This window comes from Salinicola sp. DM10 (assembly GCF_017306975.2).
Classification (GTDB): domain Bacteria; phylum Pseudomonadota; class Gammaproteobacteria; order Pseudomonadales; family Halomonadaceae; genus Salinicola.
This window is the reverse complement of record NZ_JAFLEN020000001.1, coordinates 585,913-597,683: the sequence shown is the minus strand read 5'-3', so window position 1 is coordinate 597,683 and position 11,771 is coordinate 585,913. Positions and strand designations below refer to the sequence as shown.

Here is an 11,771-nt window from a genome sequence, read left to right as displayed (position 1 = left end):
CATCTCGAAACCCCAGGCTCTTGGCCTGGGGTTTTTCGTTAGTATCGTCTGTCTGCCTTTACCCTTCGTCCCTTCGTCCCTTCGCGCTTGTGGTGGCGCTTTTTGCTGCTGCTTGTGCTCTCCCCACGCCTGCGCGATCTGAGTCTTCCCTGCAGCATCGGCTATGTCATTTTTCGAAAAGACGAGCTTTTCGGAAGCCAACAAAAATAGCGACTTTAGTCGTAATAAAAGGGCGGTTTCACTCTCGTCCAATGGTCGCTGATACTAAGGTTCAATGTCGTAAAAGTCCTTTATAATCATGGTTTAAGAGATTATTTCTCGGGCGCGTCGGGCGCACCCTATGGCTTTTTCGAATGGGTGTTTTACGATGCTCGGAAAAGAAAACAAAGGGGTTCCCCGGCCGATGTCATTACAACTCGAAGACGTGACGTTGAAGGTGCGCGGCGAGACTTATATCGACGAGGCCAATCTGCAGCTCGACAGCGGCTCGTTCAACGTCCTGCTTGGCCATACCCTGGCCGGCAAGACCACCCTGATGCGCCTGATGGCGGGGCTGGATACGCCCAGCCGCGGGCGGGTATGGCTGGGCGGCCGCGACATGACCGATGTGCCGGTGCGCCAGCGCAACGTATCGATGGTGTATCAGCAATTCATAAATTATCCCACCCTGAGCGTGTTCGACAATATCGCCTCGCCGCTCAAGCAGGCCAAGGTGGCGCGGGCCGAGATCCAGCGCCGGGTCGAGGAGACCGCCCACATGCTGGGGATCGGCCATCTGCTCGGACGCTATCCGCAGGCGCTCTCCGGCGGCCAGCAGCAGCGCACGGCGATGGCGCGGGCGCTGGTCAAGGACGCCGACCTGGTGCTATTCGACGAGCCGCTGGTCAACCTCGACTACAAACTGCGCGAGTCGCTGCGGGTGGAGATGCGCAAGCTGTTCGCGTCGCGCGACACCGTGGCGGTCTACGCCACGACCGAACCCGCCGAAGCGCTTGCGCTGGGTGGCACCACGGTGCTGCTCAAGGAGGGGCGCATCGTCCAGAGCGGCCCCAGCGGTGAGGTCTATCGCCAGCCCCGCAACATGGAGGCGGCGAGCCTGTTCGGCGAGCCGCCGATCAACCTGCTGGCAGCCGAAGTCACCGCGGGGGAGTGTCGTATCGGCCGCCAGCGGCTGCCGCTGCCGGCGGCCTGGCAGCATCTCGAGGAGGGGCACTATCGCCTTGGCGTGCGGCCGCACCACGTCTCCCTGGCGCCGGTGGCCACGGGGGAGACGCTGTGCCTGCCGGTACAGGTGCGGGTGGCCGAGATCGGCGGTTCCGAGACCTTCCTGCATATGACCCACGACGAGATCGATCTGGTCGCACATCTGGGCGGTATCCACGAGCTGGCAGTGGATCAGGCGCTGGAGATACATCTGCCGTGCGCCGAGATGTTCGTGTTCGAGCCGGACGGGGAGCTGTTGCTCTCGCCGGTGTTCCCTGCCACTGCGGCGTGCGCCTGAGGAGACGATCATGGCAGAGATTCGCTTGGCCCAGCTGGCGCACAGCTATCAGGACAATCCGAGCGCGCCCGAGGATTACGCCCTGCGGCGGATGGAGCACGTGTGGGAGCAGGGCGGGGCCTACGCGCTGCTGGGGCCCTCCGGATGCGGCAAGAGCACGCTGCTCAACATCATGTCCGGGCTGCTGGCGCCCTCCGAGGGTGAGGTGCTGTTCGACGGCAAGGCGGTCAATGCGCTGAGCCCGCAGCAGCGCAACATTGCCCAGGTTTTTCAGTTCCCGGTGGTCTACGACACCATGACGGTGTTCGACAACCTGGCGTTCCCGCTGCGCAACCAGGGCAAGCCGAAGGCGACCGTGGAGGCGCGCGTGCGCGAGGTGGCGGCGGCGCTGGAGATCGAGCCGCTGCTGGCGCGCAAGGCGCGCAATCTCACCGCGGACGAGAAGCAGAAAGTATCGATGGGGCGCGGACTGGTGCGCGATGACGTCGCCGCGATCCTGTTCGACGAGCCGCTCACGGTGATCGATCCGCAGCTCAAGTGGCGCCTGCGCCGCAAGCTCAAGGAGATCCATCAGCGCTTCAACGTGACCATGGTCTACGTCACCCACGATCAGCTCGAGGCGGCCACCTTCGCCGACAAGATCGCGGTGATGTACGGCGGCCAGATCGTACAGTTCGGCACCCCGCGCGAACTGTTCGAGACGCCGCGCCACACCTTCGTCGGCTACTTCATCGGCAGCCCCGGGATGAACCTGCTCGAGCTGGAGGTCGTGGCGGGGCGCGCTTGCTGTCACGGCATCGAGCTGGCGCTGCCCGAGGCGTGGCACGCGCGCCTGGCAGCGCAGGAGGGCGCACGTCTGCAGCTGGGCATCCGCCCGGAGTTCGTCGAGCTGGTGCCGGCTGACGAGGCGACCCTGACCGGGCGCGTCGATCTGATCCAGGATCAGGGCTCGTTCAAGATCGTCGACGTGGCGCTCACCGCTGACCCGGCCCAGCTCATCAAGGTGCGGGTCGACGAGTACACGAGCCTCGCCGAGGAGGCGTTGGGGCTGCATCTGCCCGAGGCGTGGATGCGCTTCTACGCCAACGACCTGCTGCTGGAGATCTCCGATGAAGCCGTATAACAACAAGGCGTGGTGGCTGGTATTGCCGGTCTTCGTGCTGGTCGCCTTCAGCGCGATCATTCCGATGATGACGGTGGTCAACTACTCGGTGCAGGACATCTTCGACCCGAGCACGCGCTACTTCGTCGGCACCGAGTGGTATCGCGAGATTCTCAGCGACCCGCGCCTGCACGATTCGCTGTTGCGTCAGTTCATCTACTCCTTCTGCGTGCTGGCGATCGAGATACCGCTGGGCATCATCGTGGCGCTGTCGATGCCACGGCGCGGCCTCGGCGTCCCGGTCAGCTTGATTCTGCTGGCGCTACCGCTGCTGGTGCCGTGGAACGTGGTGGGTACCATCTGGCAGATCATCGGGCGCGAGGACATCGGCCTCTACGGGTCGCTGCTCAACGGCCTGGGGATCGACTACAACTACGCCTCCAGCCCGCGGGATGCGTGGATCACGGTGCTGATCATGGATGTCTGGCACTGGACCTCGCTGGTGGCGCTGCTGTGCTACTCGGGGCTGCGCTCGATCCCCGACGTCTACTATCAGGCCGCGCGCATCGACCGCGCCTCCGCCTGGGCGGTATTCCGCTACATCCAGCTGCCCAAGCTCAAGAACGTGCTGCTGATCGCGGTGATGCTGCGCTTCATGGACAGCTTCATGATCTACACCGAGCCTTTCGTGCTCACCGGCGGCGGGCCGGGTACGGCGACCACTTTCCTCAGCCAGACCCTGACCCAGATGGCGCTGGGGCAGTTCGATCTGGGCCGGGCAGCGGCGTTCTCTTTGATCTACTTCCTGATCATCCTGCTGGTGACCTGGGTGTTCTATACCGCCATGACCCACAACGACGACAAGGGGTGAGACGCCATGCACGTACGCAAGAGTCTGGTGATGCTGCTCTATCTGGTGTTCATCCTGGTGCCGATCTATTGGCTGATCAACATGTCGCTGAAGTCGAACCAGGAGATCCTGGGCGGGCTGACGCTGTGGCCGGTGGCGCCGACGCTGGACAACTATCGCGTCATCTTCACCGAGCCGAGCTGGTACACCAGCTATCTCAACTCGCTCACCTATGTGTCGATGAACATGGCGATCTCGCTGCTGGTGGCGCTGCCGGCGGCCTACGCCTTCTCGCGCTACCGCTTTCTCGGCGACAAGCACATGTTCTTCTGGCTGCTGACCAACCGCATGGCGCCGCCGGCGGTATTTCTGCTGCCGTTCTTCCAGCTCTACTCCGCGGTGGGGCTGTTCGATACCCCGATCGCAGTGGCGCTGGCCCACTGTCTGTTCAATGTGCCGCTGGCGGTGTGGATTCTCGAGGGGTTCATGTCCGGGGTGCCCAAGGAGATCGACGAGACCGCCTATATCGATGGCTACAGCTTCCCGCGCTTCTTCGTCTTCATCTTCATTCCGATGATCCGTCCGGGGATCGGCGTGACGGCCTTCTTCTGCTTTATGTTTTCGTGGGTCGAGCTGCTGCTGGCACGCACCCTCACCTCGGTCGACGCCAAGCCGATCGTGGCGCAGATGACGCGCACGGTCTCCGCCTCCGGGATCGACTGGGGCGTGCTGGCGGCCGCTGGCGTGGTCGCGCTGCTGCCGGGCATCGCGGTGATCTACTTCGTGCGCAACCATGTGGCCAAGGGCTTCGCCCTGGGGCGGGTGTGAGACATGGCATTCGATTCGATCCCTCGTGCTAGGAGGAAACGCTGATGAGCTGGATGGCCTGGACGCTGCCGACGGCGTCGTTCTTCGTGATCATCGCGCTGATACTGGTGGGGATGTCGGTCTGGCAGACGGTGTCGCCAGGACACCAGCGCAAGGGATTCCTGCCGATCTCCACCACCCGTGGCGATCGCCTGTTCATCGGTCTGCTGGCCGCCGCCTATGCCCATCTGCTGGCACTGGCGCTGACCGGCTGGCCGCTGTGGATCGTCACGCTGGTGTGCGTGGCGGGACTGATCGCACTGCTGAAATGGGGGTGAGACACCGCAAAACCGAGCTGGACGTCACCGGAGCACTCGCTGACGGAGTCACGCGCGGCCGTGGGTCGCCGCCTCCGTCAGGGCGCAGAACCACACAAAAACCGAGGTAACGCTATGTTCAGACAAGCCCACGCCAGCTATCGGCCGCTCACGCTCGGCCTGCTGAGCCTGATACTCGCCAGCGGTGCGGCCCAGGCCGACCAGTACCAGGATGCGGCCAAGCGCTGGCTGCAGGATGAATTCACCCCCTCGACCCTGAGCCCCGAGCAGCAGATGGCGGAGCTGCAGTGGTTCATCGACGCGGCCAAGCCGTTCCGCGGCATGCAGATCAATGTGGTATCGGAGACGCTGACCACCCACAAGTACGAGTCCGAGGTGCTGGCCAAGGCGTTCAGCGAGATCACCGGGATTCAACTGCATCACGATCTGCTGCAGGAGGGCGACGTGATCGAGAAGTTGCAGACCCAGATGCAGTCGGGGCGCAACATCTACGATGGCTATGTCAACGACTCCGATCTGATCGGCACCCACTCGCGCTACGGCAAGGTGGTCCCGATCTCCGACATGATCAAGGGCGATGCCGCCGCGGTGACCTCGCCGACGCTGGATCTCGACGACTTCATCGGGCTTTCGTTCACCACCGGCCCGGACGGCAAGATCTATCAGCTGCCCGACCAGCAGTTCGCCAACCTCTACTGGTTCCGCGCCGACTGGTTCGATAATCCCGATCTCAAGGCCAAGTTCAAGCAGAAGTACGGCTACGAACTCGGCGTGCCGGTCAACTGGTCGGCCTATGAGGACATCGCCAACTTCTTCACCAACGACGTCAAGGAGATCGACGGCAAACGCGTCTACGGCCACATGGACTACGGCAAGAAGGATCCGTCGCTGGGCTGGCGCTTCACCGATGCCTGGTTCTCGATGGCCGGCGAGGGCGACAAGGGCCTGCCCAACGGGCTGCCGGTCGACGAATGGGGCATTCGGGTCGAGAACTGTCACCCGGTGGGGTCGAGCATGTCGCGGGGCGGCGGCACCAACAGCCCGGCGGCGGTCTTTGCCACCCAGAAATATATCGACTGGCTGCACGCCTATGCGCCGCCGGAAGCGCAGGGCATGACCTTCTCCGAAGCCGGCCCGGTGCCCGCCCAGGGCAGCGTGGCGCAGCAGATCTTCTGGTACACCGCCTTCACCGCCGACATGACCAAGCCTGGGCTGCCGGTGGTCAACGCCGATGGCACGCCCAAGTGGCGTATGGCGCCGTCGCCGGTGGGGCCGTACTGGGAGAAGGGCATGAAGAAGGGCTACCAGGACGTGGGTTCTTGGACCTTCATGAAGTCGACCCCGGAGAAGAATCGTCTGGCCGCCTGGCTCTACGCTCAGTTCGTGACCTCCAAGACGGTCTCGCTGAAGAAGACGCTGGTGGGCCTGACCCCGATTCGCGAGTCCGACATCCAGTCCCAGGCGATGACCGACGCCGCGCCCAAGCTGGGCGGGCTGGTGGAGTTCTATCGTAGCCCGGCACGGCTGGAGTGGTCGCCGACCGGGACCAACGTGCCCGACTATCCGAAACTGGCGCAGCTGTGGTGGCAGTACATCTCGCGTGCGGTCAGCGGCGAGACCAGCGTGCAGAACGCGCTCGATGGCCTGGCCGATGCCCAGGACCGGATCATGGAGCGTCTCGAACGCGCCAATGTTCAGCCGCAGTGCGGGCCCAAGCTCAACGAGCCGCGCGATGCACAATACTGGCTCGACCAGCCGGGCGCGCCCAAGCCCAAGCTCGAGAACGAGAAGCCGCAGGGCAAGACCGTTCCCTACGCCGAGATGGTCAAGTCGTGGCAGGAGAGTTGAGGCAGGAGAGTTGAGGCAGGAGAGTCGAAAGTGGAAAACGGTCGCTGACCACGACCAGCAGCGCTATCATGGCCCGCCCATCCCGGCGGGCCTTTTCGTGTGCCTTGCCGCTGCCTTCCCTGGCCGGGTATCTGCAGCTGCGGCCGCGGGTTCGGCTTGTGCATGGAGCTTCAGTGAATGTTGGCTCTTCGCGCAGCACGTCCTGCGTCGATGCCGGCCCAAGAGGAGAGTCGTCGATGCGCTACCAGCCGCTGTTCGAACATGTTCACCGCCTGCCCAGCATTCCTGGTGTAGTCGCCGAGCTGATCGCCAGTCTCGACGACGATCGCGCCAGCATTCAGCAGGTGTCGGCCAATATCCGCAAGGATCCGGGGCTCAGTCTCAAGCTGCTGCGTGCGGCCAATTCGGTACGCTACGGGGTCGGGCGCAACGTCGCCTCGATCGACGATGCGATCCTGCTGCTGGGATTCGAGCGCGTGCGCACGTTGGTGATCGCCTCGGGCATGGTCGGGGTGATCGAGCACGTACCGGGGCTGGATCGGCGCGCCTTCTGGAAGAGATCGTTCACGGTCGCCAATCTGGCCCGCGCGATCGTGCGCCACAGCCGGGTCGGCGGGCTGTCGCCGGAGACCGCTTTCACCTGCGGCATCCTGCATCACGTCGGCTCGGCGCTGATGCATATCGCGCACCCCGAGGTGATGGCGCGCATCGACTCGCTGGTGGCCCAGGGCGCACCGCGCAGCGAGCTGGAGTCGAGCCAGTTCGGTTACACCTTCAGCGAGGTGGGGGCGGAGCTGGGGCGGCGCTGGCGTTTTCCCGAGACCATCTGCCGCGCGCTGACCTATCAGAGCGCGCCGCTGGAGGCCGAGCCGTTCTCGCCCTACGCCGCCGCGGTGCACCTGGCTATCGGTATCGATCGCGACGTCGCCAACGGCCAGCGCGAAGAGCATGCCCTGGGCGAGATGCCGCGGGACGTGCGCCGGCCGCTCGCCCTCGATCTGCTGGCGCTCTACGAAGAGAGCGTGTCGAGCCTGCGCGGCGATGACGAGCTCGATGTGTTTCTGGGCAAGGCCTGAAGGCCCGTCCCCGGCATCATCGCCGGCCTGTCCGGGCGCTCAGCCGTCCAGATCGCTCGCTTCGACGAAGACCCGGCACAGACTTTCGATCCCGGCCTGATCCGCGGCGCTGAAGCGTGCCGCCTGGGGGCTGTCGATATCGAGAACGCCCCATAGCCTATCCGCGACCACGATGGGAACTACCAGCTCCGAGCGCGAGGCGGCGTCGCAGGCGATATGGTCCGCCACGGCGTGGACATCGTCGACGCGCTGGGTGGTGCGCGAACGCGCCGCGGCGCCGCATACGCCGCGGCTGAAGGGGATCGGGTTGCACGCCGGCTGGCCCTGGAACGGTCCCAGCACCAGGGTTTCCGGCTGGCGCTGCAGGTAGAAGCCGACCCAGTTGAGCGCGTCGAGGGCGTGCATCAGGAAGGCGCTGGTCTGGGCGGCATTGGTGAGCCAGTCGCGGGTGTCGAGCAGGGCGTGCAGTTGGCGCGCCAGGCTGGCGTAGTCGGTATCGGTTCGAGCGGACATGGGCAAAAGCGCTCCTGGAAGTGGATGAAGGCGTCGGCGGGCCGGATGCGGCGCCCCAACGAAAGAACCAGCGCCGGGGCGCTGGTTCTCAGATGGCGTTCGCGGGGGTCATTTCCAACCGGGAACGGCACCGCCCTTGAACATGTCTTCGGCTTTCTGCTCGACCGCGTCGGACTGGTAGGCCTTGACCAGCTCCTGTACCGCCTTGTCATTCTGGTGGCCATCGCGCACCACGATCAGATTGACGTAGGGCGACTCTGCCCCCTCCTTGATCAGCGCGTCGTCCAGCGTCAGGCCGGCCGGCTGGGTGAAGGTCGAGTTGATGAACGCCATGTCGACGTCCGGCAGCACGCGCGGCATCTGCGCGGCCTCGATCTCCTTGAACGAGTAGTCGTGCGGGTTGTCGACGATATCGATCGGGGTGGCCTCGAGATTGCTCGGGTCGTCGAGTTTGATCAGCCCCTTGTTGTGCATGAGGATCAGCGCCCGGCCTTCGTTGGTGGGGTCGTTGGGCAGGGCGATGGTGGCACCGTCGGGCAGCTCGTCGATGCTGTCGTACTTGGCCGAGTAGGCGCCGATCGGATAGACGAAGGTCTTGCCGGCGATGGCGAAGTCGTAGCCGCGGTCCTTCATCATCGCACGCAGGTAGGGCTCGTGCTGATAGGCGTTGGCATCCAGGCTGCCGTCGGCCAGCGCCGCGTTGGGGGTGACGTAGTCGGTGAACTCGACGATCTCGACGTCGAGTCCGTACTTCTCCTTGGCGACCTGCTTGGCGGCCTGCATGACATCGCTTTCCGGACCGGCCATGGTGCCGACCTTGATGGTGTCGTCAGCCGCGTGAGCGGTACCGGTGATCAGCCCCAGGCCGAGAACGGTGGCGCCGAGCGCGCGCGTGAGTGAAATCGGCATTGACGAAACTCTCCCTGATCGATGAAGCGAATGGCGGCCGGCAGCCCGGCCGCACGTTACCAAAACAATATAACGGAATAACCACCATCTTGGTAATGCATTCTGGTTATGAAGGCCGATCAAGAGCGTGGATCATGCGGGGCCTACTTATGATCGCTCTTGCGCACCAGGTAGTCGCCCAAGCTCTGGAACAGCTGCACCATCACCACCAGCACCACCACGGTGATCAGCATCACGGTGGGGTTGAAGCGGTTGTAGCCGTAGCGGATACCGAGATCGCCGAGGCCGCCGCCGCCCACAGCGCCGGCCATGGCGGAGTAGCTGACCAGGGCGACCACGGTGATGGTGAGACCGTTGATGATGCCGCCACGGGCCTCCGGCAGTAGCACTTTGAGGATGATCTGCATCGGCGTGGCGCCCATCGACTGCGCCGCCTCGACCAGCCCCGGCGAGACCTCGTTGAGCGCGCCTTCGACCAGGCGGGCGACGAACGGGATAGCGGCGATGGTCAGCGGCACGGCGGCGGCATTGGTGCCGATCGAGCTGCCCACGATCATCCGCGTGAAGGGGATGATCGCCACCAGCAGAATGATGAACGGGATCGAGCGGCCGACGTTGGTGATCACCCCGAGCAGGCCGTTGATCACCGGCTGAGCCAGGATCTGGCGTGGCCGGGTGACGTAGAGCAGCACCCCCAGCGGCACCCCGAGCAGGGCGGCGATCAGGCTGGAGACCGCCACCATGTAGAGCGTCTCCAGGGTGGATTGCCAGACGAGATCAATCAGTGCGCTGGACATGGCCGAGCACCTCCACATGCAAATCGAAGGATTCGAGCGTGGCGAGCGCCTGGCGTGTCTGCTCGGCACTGCCCATCAGTTCGGCGATCATCAGCCCCAGGGTGCGGCCCTGGATCGATTCCACCTTGGCCTGCAGGATACTGACGTCGATGCCGTGCTCACGCGCCAGCCGGGAGATCAGCGGGGTCGAGACGCTGTCGCCGGAGAAGGTCAGGCGTACCACCGGGTGGGTGTGCGCGCCGGCCTCGGATTCCAACCGCTCGACCAGCGCCTGGGGCGGTTCGAGTTCGAGAAAGTCGTTGAGGAACTCGCGCCCCAGTCGGGTCGCCGGGGCGGTGAAGAAATCGCCGACGTCGGCTTCCTCGACCAGGCGCCCGTCGGAGATCAGCCCGACCCGATGACAGATGCTCTTGACCACCTCCATCTCGTGAGTGATCAGCAGGATCGTCAGCCCCAGCTGCTGGTTGATCTCCTGCAGCAGCGACAGGATCGAGGTGGTGGTCTGCGGGTCGAGGGCCGAGGTCGCCTCGTCGCACAGCAGTACCTTGGGCCGGCTGGCCAGGGCGCGGGCGATCGCCACGCGCTGCTTCTGGCCGCCGGATAGCTCGGCCGGATACTGGCGTGCCTTGTCGGCCAGCCCGGTGAGTTCGAGCAGCGGCATGACCCGCTCGCGGATCGCCCCGCGCGACTCGCGCATCAACTCCAGCGGCAGCGCCACGTTGTCGTAGACGCTGCGGTTGGTCAGCAGGTTGAAATGCTGGAAGATCATCCCGCACTGATGGCGCGCCTGGCGCAGCTGGGCCGGATTCAGCGCGGTCAGCTCCTGGCCGTCGACGAAGACGCGCCCGGCGCTGGGGCGCTCGAGCAGGTTGACGCAGCGGATCAGGGTCGATTTGCCGGCGCCCGAGAGCCCGATGACACCGTGGATGGTGCCCTTGGGCACGGTCAGATCGATATCCTCGAGTGCCTGCACCGCGCGGCCGCCGCTGCCGTAGGTCTTGGAAACCCGTTCAAGTGTGATCATGAAACGTATCGCTACCCTGGGGGCGTGCATATGAAGGCGTAAGACGCCGCAGGGCGTGGCGCGAGCGCGGCCCCGGCGTCGACGAAGCGCGCTAGTATACTGATCGGGGCAGGGCAGGGCGACAGTCGTGGGTTGGCCGCCAGGCGCGGATCACACCTGCTACGGCCGCGGCAGCAGGCCGCCGAGCACGATGCGCTGGACGTTGTCGACGCTGGCGGCGAAGAACGCCGGATCGCTGAGATCCCGATCGGAGATGGCCTGAATCTGTACCGCGAAATCGGCGTAGTGTTGGGTGGTGCTCCACAGCAGGTAGATGAGGTGATAGGGGTCGACCGGGGCGAGTTGGCCGCTGTCGATCCACTGCTGCACCGCGCGGGCCTTGTCGGCCATCAGGCTGCGCTGTTCGGCCAGCACCTTGCCCAGTAGCGGCGCACCCTGGATCACCTCCAGGCAGTAGAGACGCGATGCCTGTGGCTGATCGCGTGCGAGTTCCAGCTTCTGCTGGATATAGCGGCGGATGGCGATTTCCGGCGGCGTCTCGGCACAGATCAGATCCATCGGCACTTGCCAGCAGCTCAGGATACGCTCGAACACTGCGAGGTAGAGTGTCTCCTTGCTGGCGTAGTGGTAGAGCAGGTTGGTCTTGGAGACGCCGGCAAGCTCGGCGATGGCGTCGAGACTGGCGCCATGCAGGCCGAACTGGGAAAACAGCGACAGCGCCGCGTCGAGGATCGTCTGGCGCCGTGCTTCGCTGGCGCGCGCTCGCGCTGTGGCCGGTCGAGGAGAGCTGGTCATGGGCTGTAACGCTGACTCATGGCTATCGTTCATTACATTTGTCACAGCAGCAGGGCTGCGCAGGCGTTACAGCAGCAGGGCTGCACAGGCGTCACAGCAGCGGAGCTTAGGGCGAACGGATGTGGCGGCGTAACGAGCCGTCTCTGCGCTGCCGGTCTCCCTTGGGGCTGGACCAGATCACGCGGGCGGTCGTGATCACGCGGGCGACCAT

General features: G+C 64.7%; 13 protein-coding genes. 7 read left to right on the top strand and 6 right to left on the bottom strand.

Features of this window, described 5'->3' with window-relative positions; genetic code table 11:
* Window positions 1-252 (bottom strand): hypothetical protein (locus J0A90_RS02780; RefSeq protein ID WP_233076441.1); only part of this gene is annotated, 252 nt, incomplete at its 3' end.
* Between the two features lie 151 nt (window positions 253-403).
* Here J0A90_RS02780 and J0A90_RS02775 point away from each other — a divergent pair.
* The 7 genes from J0A90_RS02775 (at window position 404) to J0A90_RS02745 (ending at window position 7,522) form a co-directional block, all read left to right on the top strand.
* Entirely contained in the window at window positions 404-1,501 is a 1,098-nt protein-coding gene (locus J0A90_RS02775; protein ID WP_207035984.1) for an ABC transporter ATP-binding protein, read from the top strand.
* Window positions 1,502-1,511: 10 nt separating this feature from the next.
* Entirely contained in the window at window positions 1,512-2,624 is a 1,113-nt protein-coding gene (locus J0A90_RS02770; protein ID WP_207035982.1) for an ABC transporter ATP-binding protein, read from the top strand.
* Window positions 2,611-3,474: a carbohydrate ABC transporter permease gene (locus tag J0A90_RS02765; protein ID WP_207035980.1), complete on the top strand. Its 864-nt coding sequence runs from the start codon at window positions 2,611-2,613 to the stop codon at window positions 3,472-3,474. Before J0A90_RS02770 ends, J0A90_RS02765 begins: the two co-directional genes overlap by 14 nt.
* A gap of 6 nt (window positions 3,475-3,480) precedes the next feature.
* Window positions 3,481-4,281, top strand: a complete 801-nt coding sequence (locus tag J0A90_RS02760) for a carbohydrate ABC transporter permease (protein ID WP_035471598.1) — start codon at window positions 3,481-3,483, stop codon at window positions 4,279-4,281.
* A 44-nt stretch (window positions 4,282-4,325) separates the two neighbouring features.
* Window positions 4,326-4,598 (top strand): DUF2160 domain-containing protein, encoded by a 273-nt coding sequence (locus J0A90_RS02755; RefSeq protein WP_207035978.1) that lies wholly within the window; start codon window positions 4,326-4,328, stop codon window positions 4,596-4,598.
* A 114-nt stretch (window positions 4,599-4,712) separates the two neighbouring features.
* The gene (locus J0A90_RS02750) at window positions 4,713-6,446 is read left to right on the top strand and encodes an ABC transporter substrate-binding protein (protein WP_207035977.1); all 1,734 of its coding nucleotides are present in this window, start codon (window positions 4,713-4,715) and stop codon (window positions 6,444-6,446) included.
* 236 nt (window positions 6,447-6,682) lie between these two features.
* Entirely contained in the window at window positions 6,683-7,522 is an 840-nt protein-coding gene (locus tag J0A90_RS02745; RefSeq protein ID WP_035471603.1) for an HDOD domain-containing protein, read from the top strand.
* A 39-nt stretch (window positions 7,523-7,561) separates the two neighbouring features.
* Here J0A90_RS02745 and J0A90_RS02740 read toward each other — a convergent pair whose 3' ends face one another.
* The 5 genes from J0A90_RS02740 to rutR all read right to left on the bottom strand — a co-directional run bounded on the left by J0A90_RS02740 (window position 7,562) and on the right by rutR (window position 11,560).
* On the bottom strand, window positions 7,562-8,035 hold the full coding sequence (locus tag J0A90_RS02740; RefSeq protein WP_207035975.1) for a GAF domain-containing protein: 474 nt from the start codon (window positions 8,033-8,035) through the stop codon (window positions 7,562-7,564).
* 108 nt (window positions 8,036-8,143) lie between these two features.
* Window positions 8,144-8,944 (bottom strand): MetQ/NlpA family ABC transporter substrate-binding protein, encoded by an 801-nt coding sequence (locus J0A90_RS02735; protein WP_035471607.1) that lies wholly within the window; start codon window positions 8,942-8,944, stop codon window positions 8,144-8,146.
* Between the two features lie 143 nt (window positions 8,945-9,087).
* Window positions 9,088-9,741, bottom strand: a complete 654-nt coding sequence (locus J0A90_RS02730; protein WP_035471609.1) for a methionine ABC transporter permease — start codon at window positions 9,739-9,741, stop codon at window positions 9,088-9,090.
* Window positions 9,722-10,765: a methionine ABC transporter ATP-binding protein gene (locus J0A90_RS02725; RefSeq protein WP_207035973.1), complete on the bottom strand. Its 1,044-nt coding sequence runs from the start codon at window positions 10,763-10,765 to the stop codon at window positions 9,722-9,724. Before J0A90_RS02725 ends, J0A90_RS02730 begins: the two co-directional genes overlap by 20 nt.
* Before the next feature lie 159 nt (window positions 10,766-10,924).
* On the bottom strand, window positions 10,925-11,560 hold the full coding sequence (gene rutR / locus J0A90_RS02720) for an HTH-type transcriptional regulator RutR (protein WP_207035971.1): 636 nt from the start codon (window positions 11,558-11,560) through the stop codon (window positions 10,925-10,927).
* Between the last annotated feature and the right edge of the window lie 211 nt (window positions 11,561-11,771).

Excerpts from the sequence above, each read along its gene's own strand:
- J0A90_RS02775 (WP_207035984.1), top strand. The coding sequence starts at position 404 with ATGTCATTACAACTCGAAGACGTGACGTTGAAGGTGCGCGGCGAGACT.
- J0A90_RS02770 (WP_207035982.1), top strand. The coding sequence starts at position 1,512 with ATGGCAGAGATTCGCTTGGCCCAGCTGGCGCACAGCTATCAGGACAAT.
- J0A90_RS02765 (WP_207035980.1), top strand. The coding sequence starts at position 2,611 with ATGAAGCCGTATAACAACAAGGCGTGGTGGCTGGTATTGCCGGTCTTC.
- J0A90_RS02760 (WP_035471598.1), top strand. The coding sequence starts at position 3,481 with ATGCACGTACGCAAGAGTCTGGTGATGCTGCTCTATCTGGTGTTCATC.
- J0A90_RS02755 (WP_207035978.1), top strand. The coding sequence starts at position 4,326 with ATGAGCTGGATGGCCTGGACGCTGCCGACGGCGTCGTTCTTCGTGATC.
- J0A90_RS02750 (WP_207035977.1), top strand. The coding sequence starts at position 4,713 with ATGTTCAGACAAGCCCACGCCAGCTATCGGCCGCTCACGCTCGGCCTG.
- J0A90_RS02745 (WP_035471603.1), top strand. The coding sequence starts at position 6,683 with ATGCGCTACCAGCCGCTGTTCGAACATGTTCACCGCCTGCCCAGCATT.
- J0A90_RS02740 (WP_207035975.1), bottom strand. The coding sequence starts at position 8,035 with ATGTCCGCTCGAACCGATACCGACTACGCCAGCCTGGCGCGCCAACTG.
- J0A90_RS02735 (WP_035471607.1), bottom strand. The coding sequence starts at position 8,944 with ATGCCGATTTCACTCACGCGCGCGCTCGGCGCCACCGTTCTCGGCCTG.
- J0A90_RS02730 (WP_035471609.1), bottom strand. The coding sequence starts at position 9,741 with ATGTCCAGCGCACTGATTGATCTCGTCTGGCAATCCACCCTGGAGACG.
- J0A90_RS02725 (WP_207035973.1), bottom strand. The coding sequence starts at position 10,765 with ATGATCACACTTGAACGGGTTTCCAAGACCTACGGCAGCGGCGGCCGC.
- rutR (WP_207035971.1), bottom strand. The coding sequence starts at position 11,560 with ATGACCAGCTCTCCTCGACCGGCCACAGCGCGAGCGCGCGCCAGCGAA.